This is a genomic window from Streptomyces pseudovenezuelae (assembly GCF_001513955.1).
GTDB lineage: Bacteria > Actinomycetota > Actinomycetes > Streptomycetales > Streptomycetaceae > Streptomyces > Streptomyces pseudovenezuelae.
Genome location: NZ_KQ948150.1, coordinates 320,110 through 336,979, shown reverse-complemented (window position 1 = coordinate 336,979; position 16,870 = coordinate 320,110). Strand labels below are relative to the sequence as shown.

16 protein-coding genes and 2 pseudogenes are annotated in these 16,870 nt (G+C 70.9%); 11 read left to right on the top strand and 7 right to left on the bottom strand.

What is annotated here, in order from left to right; all coding sequences use genetic code 11:
- Positions 1-5: 5 nt before the first annotated feature.
- The gene (locus tag AQI94_RS29565; protein ID WP_062230025.1) at positions 6-1,433 is read right to left on the bottom strand and encodes an aldehyde dehydrogenase family protein; all 1,428 of its coding nucleotides are present in this window, start codon (positions 1,431-1,433) and stop codon (positions 6-8) included.
- Positions 1,433-2,536: an AMP-binding protein gene (locus tag AQI94_RS29560; RefSeq protein ID WP_031041491.1), complete on the bottom strand. Its 1,104-nt coding sequence runs from the start codon at positions 2,534-2,536 to the stop codon at positions 1,433-1,435. Before AQI94_RS29560 ends, AQI94_RS29565 begins: the two co-directional genes overlap by 1 nt.
- A gap of 175 nt (positions 2,537-2,711) precedes the next feature.
- On the opposite strand from AQI94_RS29560, the gene AQI94_RS29555 reads away from it, so the two are divergent.
- The 9 genes from AQI94_RS29555 to AQI94_RS29515 all read left to right on the top strand — a co-directional run bounded on the left by AQI94_RS29555 (position 2,712) and on the right by AQI94_RS29515 (position 12,620).
- A complete protein-coding gene (locus AQI94_RS29555) occupies positions 2,712-4,268 on the top strand; it encodes an acyl-CoA carboxylase subunit beta (protein WP_031041494.1) in 1,557 nt (518 codons plus the stop codon).
- 165 nt (positions 4,269-4,433) lie between these two features.
- On the top strand, positions 4,434-5,198 hold the full coding sequence (locus AQI94_RS29550) for an MBL fold metallo-hydrolase (protein WP_031041497.1): 765 nt from the start codon (positions 4,434-4,436) through the stop codon (positions 5,196-5,198).
- Positions 5,199-5,388: 190 nt separating this feature from the next.
- On the top strand, positions 5,389-6,618 hold the full coding sequence (locus tag AQI94_RS29545) for a GNAT family N-acetyltransferase (protein WP_031041500.1): 1,230 nt from the start codon (positions 5,389-5,391) through the stop codon (positions 6,616-6,618).
- Between the two features lie 64 nt (positions 6,619-6,682).
- Positions 6,683-7,594, top strand: coding sequence for a LysR family transcriptional regulator (locus AQI94_RS29540; RefSeq protein WP_031041503.1), 912 nt, complete (start codon positions 6,683-6,685; stop codon positions 7,592-7,594).
- A 151-nt stretch (positions 7,595-7,745) separates the two neighbouring features.
- Positions 7,746-8,915 carry a CaiB/BaiF CoA transferase family protein gene (locus tag AQI94_RS29535; protein WP_031041505.1) on the top strand — a complete coding sequence of 390 codons (1,170 nt, stop codon included), beginning with the start codon at positions 7,746-7,748 and terminating at the stop codon, positions 8,913-8,915.
- Positions 8,916-8,937: 22 nt separating this feature from the next.
- Complete coding sequence (locus AQI94_RS29530; RefSeq protein WP_031041509.1) at positions 8,938-9,714, top strand: crotonase/enoyl-CoA hydratase family protein; 777 nt, start codon at positions 8,938-8,940, stop codon at positions 9,712-9,714.
- A 5-nt stretch (positions 9,715-9,719) separates the two neighbouring features.
- Positions 9,720-10,469, top strand: coding sequence for an acetoacetate decarboxylase (locus tag AQI94_RS29525; RefSeq protein ID WP_031041512.1), 750 nt, complete (start codon positions 9,720-9,722; stop codon positions 10,467-10,469).
- Positions 10,466-11,416, top strand: a complete 951-nt coding sequence (locus tag AQI94_RS29520) for a 3-hydroxyacyl-CoA dehydrogenase NAD-binding domain-containing protein (RefSeq protein ID WP_031041515.1) — start codon at positions 10,466-10,468, stop codon at positions 11,414-11,416. The genes AQI94_RS29525 and AQI94_RS29520 overlap by 4 nt, the downstream gene beginning before the upstream one ends.
- A gap of 1 nt (position 11,417) precedes the next feature.
- Complete coding sequence (locus AQI94_RS29515; RefSeq protein WP_031041518.1) at positions 11,418-12,620, top strand: acyl-CoA dehydrogenase family protein; 1,203 nt, start codon at positions 11,418-11,420, stop codon at positions 12,618-12,620.
- 121 nt (positions 12,621-12,741) lie between these two features.
- Here AQI94_RS29515 and AQI94_RS29510 read toward each other — a convergent pair whose 3' ends face one another.
- On the bottom strand, positions 12,742-13,644 hold the full coding sequence (locus AQI94_RS29510) for an SDR family oxidoreductase (RefSeq protein ID WP_031041521.1): 903 nt from the start codon (positions 13,642-13,644) through the stop codon (positions 12,742-12,744).
- A gap of 78 nt (positions 13,645-13,722) precedes the next feature.
- Between AQI94_RS29510 and AQI94_RS29505 the strand changes: the two genes are divergently transcribed.
- Positions 13,723-14,319, top strand: coding sequence for a TetR/AcrR family transcriptional regulator (locus tag AQI94_RS29505; protein WP_031041524.1), 597 nt, complete (start codon positions 13,723-13,725; stop codon positions 14,317-14,319).
- Positions 14,320-14,363: 44 nt separating this feature from the next.
- On the opposite strand, the gene AQI94_RS29500 is transcribed toward AQI94_RS29505, so the two are convergent.
- The 4 genes and pseudogenes from AQI94_RS29500 to AQI94_RS29490 form a co-directional block, all read right to left on the bottom strand.
- Positions 14,364-14,774 carry a hypothetical protein gene (locus tag AQI94_RS29500; RefSeq protein ID WP_031041527.1) on the bottom strand — a complete coding sequence of 137 codons (411 nt, stop codon included), beginning with the start codon at positions 14,772-14,774 and terminating at the stop codon, positions 14,364-14,366.
- Between the two features lie 29 nt (positions 14,775-14,803).
- Positions 14,804-15,169: a hypothetical protein gene (locus tag AQI94_RS29495; protein WP_031041530.1), complete on the bottom strand. Its 366-nt coding sequence runs from the start codon at positions 15,167-15,169 to the stop codon at positions 14,804-14,806.
- A gap of 77 nt (positions 15,170-15,246) precedes the next feature.
- Positions 15,247-15,351, bottom strand: a pseudogene (locus tag AQI94_RS43225) (M15 family metallopeptidase); the annotation flags it as partial.
- A 1-nt stretch (position 15,352) separates the two neighbouring features.
- Positions 15,353-15,697 (bottom strand): annotated as a pseudogene (locus AQI94_RS29490) (peptidoglycan bridge formation glycyltransferase FemA/FemB family protein); the annotation flags it as partial.
- 292 nt (positions 15,698-15,989) lie between these two features.
- On the opposite strand from AQI94_RS29490, the gene AQI94_RS29485 reads away from it, so the two are divergent.
- Positions 15,990-16,817 carry an SCO6745 family protein gene (locus AQI94_RS29485; protein WP_031041536.1) on the top strand — a complete coding sequence of 276 codons (828 nt, stop codon included), beginning with the start codon at positions 15,990-15,992 and terminating at the stop codon, positions 16,815-16,817.
- Positions 16,818-16,870: the final 53 nt, after the last annotated feature.

Genomic DNA, 16,870 nt, shown 5'->3' with positions numbered 1-16,870 from the left:
CGGGGTCAGTCCCGCAGGACGGTCTTGGTCCGCATGAGGAATTCGGCGAGGTAGCGGTCGTGCGGCAGGCCGGGGCGCATCCAGTACGTCGGGTGGTCGCCGACGTACACGTTGCTGATGGTCGGCTCGTCGACGAGTCGCTCGACGAGCTGTTCGTCGTCGGTGATCGCGGTCAGCACGAGGCTCTCGCGCAGGGGTGCGATGCCGTCGGCCCGGGTCCAGGGCGCCACCCACACGCAGGGGAAGCCCAGTTCGACGCCGGTCTGCGGGGCGTCGGCGCGGTCCAGGCGGAAGACCGCCGGGCGCAGTACGGCGCTGCCGTCGCCCAGGTCGTCGACGATGCCGTCGCCGCCCAGGTGCGCGGTGGCGCCGCGGGCGCTGCGCAGCAGATACGCCTCGACGGCACGGGCCGCGGCCAGCGGCTGGACGGGCAGCACGGCGTCGGGGTCCTGCGGAGGCAGGCTGGGGATGGCCGCCAGCCTGCCGGCGAGGGCGTCGGCCACGGCGGCCGCCTCGGCGGCTCCGCCCTCCACGAGGACGGCGGTGGCGTTGATGCAGGCGGTGCCGCCCTCGTCGGCCACCGAGTCGACGATCACGTCCAGGTGGGTGCGCCAGTCCGCGCCGGTGAGCAGTATCTTCGCCCTGCCGGGCCCCTGCGGCAGCACGGTGTTGTGACCGCCGTACTTGCGCACGACGTCGTCACCGCCGTAGACGAGCGAGAGGTCCGCGCCGGCGATGACGGTGTCGGCCACGGTGTGGTCCGTGGCGGTCAGCGCCACGTGGTCGTCGGCGAAGCCCGCCTCGCGGAGCGCGGCGACCAGCCGGTGCGGAGTGAACGGCTCGCGCCGCGAGGGCCGTACGATCACGCGGTACCCGAGGGCGAGTGCCTCCAGCCACAGGGCGTGCACGCCGGGATGGTTGCCGGCCGCGTGCACGGCGAAGACGTTCCCGCGCCGGGTCCACACCGCGGCGCCGGCGCGGGTCGACGGGTCCCGCCACTGGCCGGCCGCGGCCTGTGGCCGGGCCTGGAGGACGGTGGCCGAGGCCTGTTGCGCCGCCTCCGCGACGATCCCGGTCGCGGCGCGGACCACGGAGATCGGCAGCCCGGAGCAGCGGCTGACCAGGTGCCGGTAGGAGTCGGGGTCCAGCCCGCCGACGGTGGCGGTGGCGAACAGCCGGCCGGCGCGTTCGAGTGCCTCGGCCCGCTGCTCGGGCGGCAGCGGGTCGGCCGACCGCAGCGCGGCGATGCCGCGCTGCACGAACAGGGGCGGCACGATGCTCAGTTCGGCGAGCGGTGCTCCCGTCACGTCGGGCACCGTCATGCGGTTGCGGGCGCGGTAGGGGCCGTTGGGACCGAACGCGTCGAGGTGGACGGGGGGCGCGGCGGCGACCTCGGACACCGGCTCCGTGACCACGCCGGCCGGTCGGGGCATCAGTAGACCCCTTCGATGACGGCCTGGTCGTCGAAGGTGGCCACCGGGCTGACGTCGGCGACCGAGTCGCCCATCTGCCCCTCGGGCGGCCGCATGCGCACGGCGGTGTCGCGTTCGAGGTTGTTGGGCAGCAGCATGGCCTTGCTGACGTGGTTCATCACGACCTGGCCGCGCTCGCCGTAGGGGACCGTCTCGCCGGTGGCGGGGTCGATGACGGAGAAGGAGATGTACGGCGCGAAGGGGTCGAAGACGCACACGTCCTCGGCGGGCGGATCGATGCGCTCCAGGGAGCCGCCGAGGATCATGGTGCTGCCGTAGGCGCCCTGCAGCTGGACGCCCGGGAAGACCTCGGTGCCGAACAGGTGCCGGGTGTCGGCGTCCATGTGCGCGCCGCCCCACTGGATGTAGCGCACCTTCTCGTTGATCAGCTCCACCATGCGGTCGTCCTGCGCGAGCCGCTGCAGCAGGGGCGGAGTCGTGATCATGACGCCGATGTCCTGGGTCTCCAGCAGGAAACCGGCCTGGGTGGCCAGATGGTCGGCGTAGCGGGCGGCGTCCTCACCGCGGCCCTCGGCGATGCACTTCTTCACCCAGCGCGGGTCCATGTCGACGGTGAAGAGGATGCCGCCGCTGCGCTTGGCGCCCTCCCGCAGGGCGGCTCCGAAGATGTGCGGGCCGTCGGGCATCAGGGCCAGCCAGTTGACGCCCCGGGGGCAGCCGCGGGCGTCCAGGTGGCGCTGGCTGAAGGCGAGCCAGCGGTCCATCCAGTCGGTCGTGCAGATGACCCGCTTGGGCGCACCGGTGGTGCCGCCGCTCTCGTAGACGCCGTAGAGGTCGTCCGGCGCGAGACCGCGCGGGATCAGTTCCTCGACGCGCACGTCCCGCAGCTCGTTGACGATGTTGGGAAAGAGCCTCAGGTCGTCGAAGCTCTTCACGTCCGTCAGCGGGTCGAAGTCGAGTGTCGCGGCGCGCTCCAGCCAGAACGGTGAGCCCGTCCGCGGGCTGAAGTGCCATCGCATCGCCGCGGTGATGAGTTCCTGACCGTCCGGCGTCTCCTCGGCCGGGCAGTCGAGAACCGGGTCCGTGCGGCCGTCGTCCGACATGTGCGTCCTTCCGCAATGGCATGGCGATCTGCTGTCCCCTCACGCTTGCACAGCGTTACATTCTCAGTCAAGCGATGTGCATACTTTGACGATGGGATAATCTCGGGGAGTGGATGGGCAGGGGCGGACCGGAACACATCCGGGCGCCCGGAGACATCGGCATACGGGGGAACACGTGCACGAGGACGCTCACGCCAGGACCGTGGAACTACGCACGCTGCGGGAGCAGGTGCGGCGCGGGCCGAGCGAGAAAGCGACCGCGGCCCAGCGGGCCAAGGGCAAGCTGACGGCGCGTGAGCGCATCGAACTCCTGCTGGACGACGGGACGTTCCACGAGACGCAGCCGCTACGGCGGCACCGGGCGTCCGGATTCGGCCTGGAGCACAAGCGCCCGCACACCGACGGCGTCCTCACCGGCTGGGGCACCGTGCACGGCCGGACCGTCTTCGTCTACGCGCACGACTTCCGCGTCTTCGGTGGCGCCCTGGGCGAGGCGCACGCGGGGAAGATCCACCAGATCATGGACATGGCCCTGGCCGCCGGAGCGCCGCTGGTGTCACTCAACGACGGCGCCGGCGCCCGCATCCAGGAAGGCGTCACCGCGCTCGCCGGCTACGGCGGCATCTTCCGCCGGAACACCCGGGCCTCTGGTGTCATCCCGCAGATCAGCGTGATGCTCGGCCCCTGCGCGGGCGGCGCGGCCTACTCCCCCGCCCTGACGGACTTCGTCTTCATGGTCCGCTCGACCTCGCAGGTCTTCGTCACGGGCCCGGACGTGGTCAAGGCGGTCACCGGCGAGGACGTCACCCACGAAGGGCTCGGCGGCGCGGACGTCCACGCCGAGACGAGCGGCGTGTGCCACTTCGCCTACGACGACGAGCGGACCTGTCTGGAGGAGGTGCGCTATCTGCTGTCCCTGCTCCCGGCCAACAACCGGGAGCAGCCGCCGGTGTTCCGGCCCACCGACCGCCCCGACCGGGACGGCACGGCCCTGCTGGACCTGGTCCCCGCCGACGGCAACCGCGCCTACGACATGCGAGCGGTGATCGGGGAACTCGTCGACGACGGCGAGTTCATGGAGGTGCACGAGCACTGGGCCACCAACGTCGTCGTGGGCCTGGCCCGTCTGGACGGCCACGCCGTCGGCGTCGTCGCCAACCAACCCGCGCGTCTGGCCGGGGCGTTGGACAGCCTCGCGAGCGAGAAGGCGGCCCGCTTCGTCCAGACCTGCGACGCGTTCAACATCCCGCTCGTGACCCTGGTGGACGTCCCCGGGTTCCTGCCGGGCGTCGCCCAGGAGCACGGCGGCATCGTCCGGCACGGCGCGAAACTGCTGTACGCCTACTGCAACGCCACCGTGCCGCGCGTCAGCGTCGTGCTGCGCAAGGCGTACGGCGGCGCCTACATCGTGATGGACTCCCGGTCCATCGGCTCCGACGTGACCTATGCCTGGCCGACCAACGAGATCGCCGTGATGGGCGCGGAGGCCGCGGCCGACGTCGTCTTCCGTCGGCAGATCGCCGAGGCCGACGATCCGGACGCCGTGCGGGCGGCGCTCGTCAAGGAGTACGCCGCCGAGCTGATGCATCCCTACCACGCCGCCGAGCGCGGCCTCGTCGACGACGTCATCGACCCCGCCGAGACCCGCGGCACTCTCATCCGCACCCTGGCGATGCTCCGTACGAAGCACGCCGACCTGCCCTATCGCAAGCACGGCAACCCGCCGCAGTGACGGCCGGTCGCGGCCAGGTCCTGCGCCTCGTCATCCGGTACAGGGGCCGGATTCCTGCTCGATCCCGACGGCGGCCCTCCCTTTCCCCCGGCTCACCGGTCCGCAAGCGATGAGTTCGGCCACCGATCGCGGTCTCAGTACTGTGACCGACCAACGGGAGTGGACATGAGCAAGCTGCGTCAGGTGGCCGACGGCGTCTGGGTCCGGCAGAGCGAGTGGGTCTGGAGCAATTCCGTCGTGGTGCGCGGGGACGAGGGACTGATCATCGTCGATCCCGGCATCAACGGCTCCGAGTTGGACCAACTCTCCGACGCGGTAGACCAGTTGGACATCCCGGTGGTCGCCGGGTTCTGCACCCATCCGCACTGGGACCACCTGCTCTGGCACAGCCGGTTCGGCGATGTGCCGCGCTACGCCACCCCGGCCGCGACCCGCGTCGCCACGGAAGCGCGGGAGCGGGCGCAGGCCATGGCGGCGCAGAGCGCGTCAGGTGTCCCGCTCGAACTGGTCGGGCTCCTCACCCCGCTGCCCGCGGACGGCGGACCCGTGCCGGGCGAGATCATCGAGCACCAGGCGCACGCCGTCGGCCATGCCTCGATCCTCCTCGCGGACCGTGGCGTCCTGCTCGTCGGCGACATGCTCTCCGACGTACTGATCCCGCTCCTCGACGTGCGCCAGGACGATCAGCCGGCCGCGTACGCGAAGGCGCTGGACCTGCTCGACGAGGCCGCCGCACGCGTCGACGTCGTGGTTCCCGGGCACGGCGCGGTCGCCGAGGGCCCCGAGGTGGCGGCTCGCCTCGCCGCCGACCGCGCCTACATCGACGCGCTCCGGCGAGGGGAGGAACCGGTCGACGCGCGTCTGGGGCCGCATGCGGACTGGCTCGACCGACCCCACCGATCGAACCAGGAGCAGGCGCGAGGGCGGTAGCTCCTCCCGGAGCCGTGCCCCGCTCGGACCACGTGCACCGAGGCGCGCTGCGGGCCGCTGCGGCAGTTTCCCTGCCCCAAATCCCACCACCGCCACCGTAATTCGTTTGACCGGGCCACCCACTCGACACTGCACTGTGGCCAGGCGCCGCTCGTCGTGGCGCCGTTCTTTCGAGGAGGCAGCGGCACCGATGGAGATACGTTCCACGACCGACGAGGATTTCGATGTCTTCGTCGACACCGTCCATGCCGCGTTCGGGCGTTTCCCGGAGACCCCGGTCGAGGGCGGCGGGCTGTGGTGGTCGGCGCTCGAGGCGGACCGCTGTCTGCTCGCCCTGACAGCGGACGGGCGGCCCGTCGGCACCGCCGCCACGCACGCCTTCGAGCTCACGCTGCCCGGAGAGACCCTGGTCCCGGCCCCCGGGGTGACCGCTGTCGGCGTCCTGCCCTCGCACCGGCGCCAGGGCGTGCTCAGCGCGATGATGCGGCACCAGCTCGCCGACCTGCGGGCACACGGCGAGGTCCTCTCCGTGCTGCTGGCCTCCGAGGCCACGATCTACGGCAGGTTCGGTTACGGACCGGCGACGTACACGCAGCGGCTGACGGTGCAGCGCCACCGGGCCGCCCTCCGCGGGGAAGGCGGAACAGCCGGCGCGCCCGCCACCGGCGCGGACCGCGGCTCGGTCGAGGTGCTGCGTCGTGCCGAGTGCGGCGAGATCCTGGAGGACGTGTACGACCGGTACCGCCGCGCCCAGCCGGGTGCGCTGTCCCGGCCGCACCGCTGGTGGTCCTCGCGCGCGGGACAGCCCCCGATCTCGCCGGCGCCGCGTTACGTCGCCGTCCACCGGGACGCCGACGGTGTCCCCGACGGGTACGCCAGCTACTCGCTCGGCGAACCCGACAACACCCTGACCGTCGACGAGACCATCACATGCGACGACGCCGTCTTCACAGCCCTCGCCCGGTTCGTGCTCGGCCACGACCTGACCTCTCGGGTCGTGTTCCGGCACATGCCGCCCCAGCACCCGTTGCGCTGGCAGCTCGCGGACTTCCGTGCCGGTGAGGCGGGCGACGACATGGACTGGCTCTGGGTGCGTCTGCTGGACGTCCCGCGCGCCCTGACCGCGCGCGGCTGGTTCACCGACGGCGAGCTCGTCCTGGACGTCGAGGACCCCTTCCTCGACGAGCACGACCGCTATCTGCTGACCGTCCGGGACGGCAAGGCCGACTGCGTCCCGACGGACCGGGAGCCCGACCTGTCCCTGGACGTGTGCGACCTGGGGTCGGTCTACCTCGGGGGCACCGCCCCGAGCACGCTCGTGCGGGCCGGACACATCAGGGCCCACCGCCCGGACGCGGCCGCCCTCGCCGACGCCCTCTTCCGCGGCGACCGTTCCCCGCACTGTCTGCACTGGTTCTGACCCTGCGTGCGGGTCCGCCTGGGCCTTGATCACGCCCGCCGGACGGCCCTTTACGGTGGGCACCGTGGAACTCCTGCATCTGCGTTACTTCGTCGCTGTCGCCCAGGAACTGAACTTCTCCATGGCGGCCCGCAAGCTGCACATGGCGGCCTCTCCACTGAGCAGACGGATCAAGGATCTCGAGAACGAGCTCGGACACCGGCTGTTCGACCGCGACACCCACCGCGTGACGCTCACCCAGGCGGGCAGTGCCCTGCTGCCCATCGCACGGGGCGTACTGGAGCAGGTCGACTCCATCCGGTGGCGCCTTGACGAGACGGCCCGGCCCCACCGGGCCACGCTGCTGCTGGGGGTGCCCAGTGGCGTCCATCCGGATCTGCGGGAGCGGATGGACGCCCTGGCCGAGCGGGTCAGCGACCGGTTCGAGATCAAGCGCTGGCCGGGCGGCACCGACCGTCTCGTCGACGCCGTCCGCGACGGCAGACTCGCGCTGACCCTGGCCCGCCTCCCGGCGGGTGGGGACCCCGCGCTGGAACTGCTGCCGGTGATGTCGGAACGGCTCGGCGCGGTCGTGCCCAGGGACCGGTTCGCCGGGCGCGAGTCCGTCGCCCTGACGGAACTGACCGAACTCGCCTATGTCGTCTCCCCGACGGCCGTGACCAACGCCTACTTCCGCGGACTCGACCAGCAGCTCTCCGAACTCGGCATCAGAAAACGCATCGAAATCAACAGTGCCGCTTTCGAGGGAATTTCCGAGATAGTGTCCAGCGGACTGGCCTTCTCCGTTTCCATGCTGGACCCCGGAAGCCCCGTCCACAATTACCGTCTGGACAATGTCATCGTTCTCCCCTTCTCCGATTTCCATCCCCGCCTCGAGACCGGCCTGATCTGGCGCAAGGATCGAGGACAGGGCGGCGACCTGGAGGAAGTCGTGGCAGCCGCCCGCGAGGTGTTCACCGAACCGCTCCACTCATAAGCACCGAAAAAGCTTCACCAAAGGCGGTACGACCACTGCGGTCATACCGCCTTTCTTCATTCGGTCATTCCCCGAGCTTTCCCTCCGACATCTCTCGCTGTAACTTAGTTTCCAGATACACGGAAAGCGCGAAAAGGAGTGAAGGAAAGCCATGACGGACCTCGCAGAAACCGTCACCGGCCCCCTGGAGGGCGTCCGCGTGATCGACCTGTCGACCGTGGTGATGGGCCCGTACGCCGCCCAGATCCTCGGGGACCTCGGCGCCGACGTCATCAAGATCGAGTCGCCCGCCGACACCGTCCGCGTCGGCCACTACCGCACCACCCCGGGCATGACCCCGCTGAACCTCAACGTCAACCGCAACAAGCGCAGCGTCTCCCTCAACCTCAAGGACGACACCGACCGCGAGCGGGCGCTGCAGCTGATCGGCACCGCGGACGTGCTCATCACCAACATGCGTCCGGGCGCTCTGCACCGGCTCGGCCTGTCCTACGACGACATCGCCGCCCGCAACCCCGGCCTCGTCTACGCACACGCCCAGGGCTTCCGCAGCGACTCCGACCGGGCCGGCAACGCCGCCTACGACGAGACCGTGCAAGCCGCCTCCGGTCTGGTCGACATCGCCGACCGCGCGCTGGGGGAGCCCGTCTACCTGCCGACCATCATCGGCGACAAGGTCTCCTCGCTGACCATCGCCTACAGCGTGCTCGCCGCCCTGCTGCACCGGGGCCGCACCGGCGAGGGCCAGCTAGTCGAGATCCCGATGACGGACACGCTGATCGCGTTCAACCTGGTCGAGCATCTCGCGGGCCACACCCACGTCCCCGAGACCGGCCCGACCGGCTTCGCCCTGTCGATGCTCAAGGGCCACAAGGCGGTGCGCACCAAGGACGGCCTGGCCTGCGTCATGCCGTACAACCCGCGGAACTACCGCGACTTCCTCACCGCCGCCGGACGCCCGGACCTCGCCGAGGACCCGCGCGTCAATGGGGACGCCGTCGACAGCGCCGACCACGAGGACCTGGCCGCGCTCCTGGAGCGCTGTGCCCCGGCGCTGACCACCGAGGAGTGGGCGGAGGTGTGCGCCAAGCACAGCATCCCGATGGCTCCGGTGCTTGAACTGGACCGCGCCCACGAGGACCCGTACGTCCGCGACGGCCATCTGCTGGACAGCGTCGAGCACCCGACCGAGGGCACGGTCCGCACCATCGGTATCCCGGTGCGGTTCTCCGCCACCCCCGGCTCGATCCGCCGCCTGGCGCCGGTCGCGGGCCAGGACACCGAGGACGTCCTCGCCGAACTCGACACCGCCGCCCGCTGACCGTCACAGGAGGACAGCCACGATGAGCACCCCCACAACTCCCGCAGTACGGACCGAGCGCATCGGCTCCACCCTGCTGATCACCCTGAACCGCCCCGAGGCCCGCAACGCCGTGAACGCCGCGGTCGCCGGCGAACTGTCCGCCGCACTCGACGCACTGGAGGCCGACCCCGCACTGCGGGCCGGCGTCCTGACCGGCGAGGGCGGCACGTTCAGCGCCGGCATGGACCTCAAGGCCGCGCTGCGCGGCGAGTCGCCCGAGATCGAGGGCCGCGGATTCGGCGGCCTCACCGAGGCCGCGCCGGACAAGCCCCTCATCGCCGCCGTGGAGGGCTTCGCCATGGGCGGGGGCTTCGAACTGGCCCTGGCCTGCGACCTGATCGTCGCCGCCGAGGACGCCCGGTTCGGTCTGCCGGAGGTCAGGCGGGGCCTGATCGCCGCGGGCGGCGGCGCGATCCGGCTGCCCAAGCGCGTCCCGCACCACCTGGCCATGGAGCTGCTGCTGACCGGCGAGCCCGTCGACGGCCGCCGCGCGGGCGACCTGGGCCTGGCGAACCGGGTCACCGCCCAGGGCCAGGCCGTCCCCGAGGCACTGCGGCTGGCCGAACGGCTCGCGGAGAACGCCCCGCTCGCACTCGCGGCCGTCAAGCGTGTCGTCCGCGCCGCCGACGGCACCCCCGACACCGAGGCCTTCGCCTTCCAGCGCGGCGAGATGAGGACCCTGATGGCCTCGGACGACGTACGCGAGGGCATGACCGCCTTCGCCGAACGCCGGTCGCCGCGCTGGACGGGACGGTGAGAGCCATGAAGGCACAGGATGTACGACGGCACCCGACCACTCCGCTCACCAGCCCCGCCTTCGCGCGGACGATCCCCCGGTTCACCGACCGCGAGTACCTCAACGTCGTCTACCGCACCGACGCCGACGCACTGCGGGCCGTCGTCCCCGAACCGCTGCTCGTCGACGAGCCGTTGGTCCGGTTCGAGGTGATGAAGATGGGCGACGTCAGCGGTTACGGCCCCTACACCGAGGCCGGCCAGGCGATCCCCGTCACCTTCGAGGGCGAGCGGGGCGAGTACCTGCACGCCATGTACCTCGACAACTTCCCGGCGACCGCCTCGGGCCGCGAGGTCTCGGCCTACCCGAAGGTCATCGGCTCCCCGTCGCTCTCCGTCGACTGCGGCGCGCTCGTCGGCACGCTGGATCACGGCGCACTGCGGGTCGCCACCGCGACCATGGGCTACAAGCACCACGAGCTGGACCGGCGCGAGGCGGCGGCGCAGATCGCCGTGCCGACGTTCATGCTCAAGACCATCCCCGGCTACGACGGCACGCCCCGCGTGCAGGAACTCGTCCGCACCCGCATCACCGACCTCACCGTCAAGGGTGCCTGGACCGGCCCCGCCCGGCTCCAGCTCTTCGCGCACGTGCTCGCCCCACTGGCCGACCTGCCGGTGCTGGAGGTCGTCTCGGCCAGCCACATCCTCACCGACCTGACGCTCGACGGCGTCGAGCCGGTCCACGACTACCTGAAGGGAGGCGCTTCCTCGTGACCCGCCCCTTCCGCACGGCCGCCGTCCTCGGCGCCGGAACCATCGGACTGTCCTGGACGGCCCTGTTCGCCGCGTACGGCCTGACCGTCCGGGTGAGCGACCCGCGCGAGGACCTCGCCGAGGCCGTCGCCGACGCGTTGAAGCAGTACACCCCGCACCTGGCCGCCCGCGGCCTGGAGGTGACCGGCCTCGCCGACCGGGTGCACCTCGCGGCGGACGTGTCCGAGGCGGTCCGGGACGCGGACGTCGTGCAGGAGAACGGCCCGGAGCGCGTCGAGTTCAAGAAGGACCTGTTCGCCACGCTGGCCCGTCAGGCGCCTGTCCACGCGCTGCTGCTCAGCTCCTCGTCCGCGATCCCGTCGACGGCGTTCACGAGCGACCTGGCGGCCGGGGACGCCGCCCGTGTCCTGATCGGCCACCCCTTCAATCCGCCGCACCTGGTGCCGCTGGTCGAGGTCGTCCCCGGCGAACGCACCGGTGAGGACGCCGTGCGGGCCGCGGTGGACTTCTACACCTCGGTCGGCCGCACCCCGGTCGTCGAGCGCGAGGAGATCCCCGGCTTCGTCGGCAACCGTCTCCAGAACGCGCTGAGCCGCGAGGCGGCGTACCTCGTCGAGCGGGGCGTGGTGACCCCCGAGGACCTCGACAAGGTCATGACCAACTCGTTGGGGCTGCGCTGGGCCACGGTCGGGCCGTTCCTCGGCGCGCACCTGGGCGGCGGTCCCGGCGGCTACCGGCACCTGGTCGAGCACATCGGCAGGTCGATGCGGCAGACGGTGCCGGGACCCGGCACCCCGTCGCAGACCGAGGACCAGCAGGAACGGCTCATCGAAGCCGTGGAGAAGGCCTACGGCTCCGCCACGTACTCGGAACTCACCGAGACGCGCGACCGCAGGCAACTCGCTGTCCTGGCAGCCCTGGACAGCGCGGACAAGGAGGAGAACTGAGATGACCACCACCAGGGAACCGGTCGAGAACCAGCTGACCGCCGACTTCTACGGCTACGAGTCGTTGCTGCCGGACGACGAGCGCAAGCTCCTCCTCAAGGCCCGTGACCTCATGCGCGACCAGGTCAAGCCGCTGGTCAACGAGAACTGGGCCAGGGGTGAGTTCCCGACGGAGCTCATCGGCCTGTTCCGCGACAGCGGCCTCGCCGGCCTCCCCTACGAGGGCTACGGCGCACACCGTCCCGCCGTCAGCAACCTGCTCAGCGGCACGATGGCCATGGAGATGGCCCGCACCGACGCCTCGGTGTCCACCTTCTTCGGCGTCCACAACGGCCTGGCCATGTACTCCATTTACTCCGGCGGCGACCAGGAGCAGCGCGACCGCTGGCTGCCGGCGATGGCCGCGATGGACAAGATCGGCGCGTTCGCGATGACCGAGCCCCTCGGCGGCTCCGACGTCGCGGGCGGCATGCGCACCACCGCCCGGCGCGAGGGCGACACCTGGATCCTGAACGGCGCCAAGAAGTGGATCGGCAACGCCACCTTCGCCGACCACGTCGTGGTCTGGGCGCGGGACGAGGACGACAACCACGTCAAGGGCTTCGTCGTCGAGAAGGGCACGCCCGGCTTCGACCCGGTGAAGATCGAGAACAAGCTGGCCTTCCGCATCGTCGAGAACGCCGAGATCACCCTGGCCGACGTCCGCGTCCCGGAAGCCGACCGCCTCCGGAACATCAACTCCTTCCGGGACGTCGCCGAGATCCTTCGCGCGACCCGCGCCGGGGTGGCCTGGCAGGCGCTCGGCGTCATGACCGGCGCCTACGAACTGGCCCTGGACTACGCGCGCGAGCGCGAGCAGTTCGGCCGCCCGATCGGCGGTTTCCAGCTCGTGCAGGACCTGCTGGTCAAGAGCCTCGGCAACATCACCGCCTGCTGGGGCATGCTCGTGCAGCTCGCCCGCCTCCAGGACGCCGGCGTCTTCCGCGACGAACACTCCTCCCTGGCCAAGGCGTTCGTCACCTCGCGGATGAGGGAGGTCGTCGGCTGGAGCCGGGAGATCTTCGGCGGCAACGGGATTCTCCTGGACCACGACATCCCCCGGTTCTTCGCCGACGCGGAGGCGATCTACTCCTTCGAGGGCACCCGTGAGATGAACACCCTCATCGTGGGCAAGTCCATCACGGGCCGGAGCGCCTTCGTGTGACAGGCGACGCCAGTCCCTGCCGCTGAACGAGCCGTAGCCGAAACAAGGCAGTCCAGGGGCAGTTCCCGCCAGATCGGTGCCCCGGGTCCGAAGGGTCCCGGGGCCCTTTCGCGCGGCCGGGTCAGTCGGATCGGGGGTCGGGGCTGAAGTAGTGCCCCTTGTCCAGGTCCTCCAGGAGGCTGGGACCGACCGGCTGCCAGCCGAGCAGTTCACGGGTCAGCGCACCGGAGGCCGGCTGGTCGACGGAGAGGATCCGGCCCAGGAAGCCGAAGTCCTCGGCCGGGTGGGAGGCCGTCGGCAGGCCGAGGTGACGACCGATGACCTCGGCGATGTCGCGGATCGGCACCCCCTCGTCGCCGACCGCGTGCAGCATCGAGCCCGCCGGGGCCTGCTCCACGGCGAGCCGGAACAGCCGGCCCGCGTCCGCCACATGCACTGCGGGCCAGCGGTTCGAGCCGTCGCCGACGTAGCCCACCGCCCCCTTCTCGCGGGCGTGGGCGATCAGCCAGGCGACGAAGCCCTGGTCTCCTTCGCCATGGACGGTCCGAGGCAGTCCCACGACGGACGAGCGGATGCCCCGCGACGCCATGTCGAGTGTCGCCTGGGCGTTCACGGCCCGACCGGTCGTGGGAGCGCCGGGCCGGAGCTCGGGACGGTCGCGCTCGGTCGCCACCTCGCCCGGGACGGCGGGCGTACCAGCGGCGATGACGAGCGGCTTGCCGGAGCCTTCCAGCGCCGCGCCGAAGGCCTCTATGGCGCGTGCGTCGGCCTGCACCGAGGCGTCGAACCGGGAGAAGTCGTGGCCGAATGCCAGGTGGACGACCCCGTCGCACTGGGCTGCGCCGGTGCGCAGGCTGCCGAGGTCGTCGAGTCCGCCGCGGAGCACCTCCGCTCCCCTGGCGGCGACGACCTCGGCCGCGGAGTCCGACCTGGCCAGGCCGAGGACCTGGTGTCCGGCGCCTATGAGTTCAGGAACGACGGCCGAGCCGACCCAGCCGGACGCGCCCGTGACGAATACCCGCATGGAAACCTCCGTGATGTCAGGAACTGTCATCACCGTAGCAGAGTGATGTCAGGAGCTGTCATCACGTAGGATCTGGCCATGGGTAGATGGGAGCCGAACGCACGGGGACGGCTGGCAGAGGCGGCTCTGGCGCTCTATGCGGAGCAGGGTTTCGAGAGGACGACGGTCATCGAGATCGCCGAGGCGGCCGGGCTGACCGAGCGGACCTTCTTCCGGCACTTCACCGACAAACGCGAGGTGCTGTTCTACGGAACCGAGACGGCGATGGACATGCTCACCCGCGCCATTGCGGAGGCACCGGCCTCGGCGTCACCGATGGACGCCGTGGGGGCAGCGCTGGAGTCCTTCGGAGCCTTCTTCCAGGAAGACCCGGAGCGCGTCAGGCGACGGGACGCGGTCGTCTCCTCCAGTACCGAACTGCGCGAACGCGAGCTGGTGAAGCTGGATGCCCTCACCTCGGCGATGGTCGGCGCGCTGCGGGAACGCGGCACGCCGGCGCCGACGGCCGGCCTGGCGGCCGAGGCGGGTATCGCAGCCTTCAAGGTCGCCTACGCCCACTGGATCGCCGCCGAGCCTGACACGACGGACAGCGCGGCTGAGCGGAAGCTGCCAGGGCTCGTACGCACAGCACTCACAGACATGCAGAAACTCCTCGCGGACCGCGCAGCGGGGTAGCGGATGCTTGATGCCGTCACCCTGGAGCCGGAATCCGCGCTGCGTCACCTGTAATAGGCGGCGTACTGGCCCGACCACGCACCCACGGAGAAGTCCTCGAAGTCCCCGGCGGCTTCGCAGCGGTGCAGCCGTTCGAGCGCTGCCGCGGCTTCGGGCAGATGATGCTTCGACAGATGCGTCTTGGTCCGGGCCAGGCCGCTTCCGCACAGCAACTGGATGTCGATCGAGCAGCCCGCGTCCATGCTGGCCGCTTTGGCGCGCCAGATCAGGAGCACGTCCTCAAGGCTCCCGGCGTTGAACAGCTGTACGCAGCACAGCTTCATCAGTTCCGTGTCGCCCTCGCCTTGAGCACGTCGCTCAAGTCGGGTGTGCTCGGAGAGCAGGCGCCGGACTTCATCCAGGTCCGCGCCCGAGGGATGCAGCCCGTACCGACGCAGGCTCTCCTCTTCGTCCATCACCCTGCTCCTTCGCGCAACGCCTGCTGTCAGCCCGTGTACCGGCCTCGGGAGAGCAGCCACCGCCACCGGTGACGTTCCGTCAGGAGGGTGACGGACACCAGGAGGGACACAAGAACCGCCGCGTAGACGGGCCACACCACCCACGCGGAGACCGTGGCAGCGGCGAGTTGGAGCAGTACGAGCAGAATCGTGACCGTGCCCGAGACAGGAATGATGACCTGCCTCTTGTCCCCCGGAGTCGAGAAGACGGTCGGCAAACCGATCAGCACCACCACGGACAGGACGGCGAGCAGCCACGAGTACGTGGACAGGGCCCACGGGGTGGCCACCCAGGCGACGAGTTCCGCGGCGAAGCGCAGGACGGATGCGATGCGGTCGTCCGGCTTTTCCATGTGTACGCCCCCCGACAGGCCAATCCCCGACGGGAGATCCTACGACGCCTCCTCCGGTCCCGCTGCCTCTGCGAGTTCTACGTGACGGGAAAATCGAAGTAGGTGTCCGGGTACGGTTCGCCTTTCAGTGTGTAATGCCACCATTCGCAGGCGTACGAGCCGAACCCGCAGTCCTCCATGACGTGGCGGACCGAGCCGGACGGCGAAGGCTCCCTGTGCCCTGAGACGGGCCGCCAGCGGGTCCAGCCACACGTCGATCTCGCCGGTCCAGTCGATGACCGGGCCCTCTGGCAGATAGGCCAGCGTGAAGCGCTCCAGCCTCGGCACCGGGCGGTGCAGGACGAGCCCGGCACCGACCAACTGCCCGCCGTCGTACCAGCCGAGGGACTCGCCGCGCCATTCGGTCTTGACGCGGGCCCACGCCGGGGTATGCAGGAAACTGACGGACCGCTGTCTCCGCACGAACGCCAAGTGCTCGGCGGCGCTGATCGGCTCGACGGTCAGGCCCCCGCCCGTCGGCCCCCGCACCTCGGTGGGACGTGGTGCGACTCACCGGCCCGCCGCCCTCGTATCGGCTTGCCCGGACGGCGCGTTGACGCACCGGGGACGGCACCGGGGTTGGCCGGCTGGTCGCGCTGATTCGCTGTAGGACATGCCGTCATTCAAGGAACCGTGGTGTTGCCCGCCCGTATGCGGTTTTCGATACGGCGACGATAGGTGGCGTGCGGCCGGCCCCTCGGGTCGGCGGGGTGCCGGTGCCCCCGACGGGGCTCGGAGTTGTGCCACTCCACGGAGCGTGACCGCGGGCATGATGGAGGCCATGACTCACACCGCTCGCCGCATGTTCGAGCTCCTGGAGCCGATCTGCCTGGTCACGTACTTCGCCGACGAGTGCAACGAGGAGTTGGCCGCGCTCGGCCACCGCACGTACTGGGACGGATACTTCGCCAGCCGCGCCGCGCCCCTGGGGCGGGTGCCGGCGCAGGTCGTGCACGCGGCGTTCTACAACTTCGCGGACGGGGAGGCGGCGCGGCACATTCCGAGCGCGTGGGAGACGATCCCGCCCGAGGCGTCCGTAGCGGCTCGGGAGCGGGGCAGCGCGGCCTCGTTGCGGCGGATCCTCGGCGAGGAGCTGGCCGGCTCCCCGGGTCTGGTGCGCGCCGCCGACCTGACCACCAAGGCCGCGACGAACGCACCCACGGAAGGCCGGGTGATGTACGCCGGGATGCGCACGCTTGCGGTGCCGGGCGACCCGGTCGCCCGGCTGTGGCATTCCGCGACCATGCTGCGCGAGCACCGCGGGGACGGGCACATCGCCGCTCTCGTCGGCGCGCGCATCGGTGGCGCGGAGGCCCATGTGCTCTCCGCGCTGGAGCAGGGCATCCACCCGCCGGAGTCGTTCGGGCGCATCCATCACCTGCCGAAGAAGCGGCTGGCCGCGGTCATGGACGGCCTGCGCGAGCGCGGGCTCGTCGACGCCGAAGGCCGCTTCACCGACGCCGGCCGCGCCACCAAGCAGCGCATCGAAGCCCTTACCGACGAACTCGCCGCCGCGCCGTACGACGCCCTGTCCCCCGCCGAGCTCGACGAGCTGGTCGCCGAGCTCGGACCGATCACGGCGACGGTGGTGGCGGCGGGGTCACAGTGACGAACGAGGACCGAGTGGCCTCTCGCGACGGCTTGCGTCGCCTCGCCGTCGGG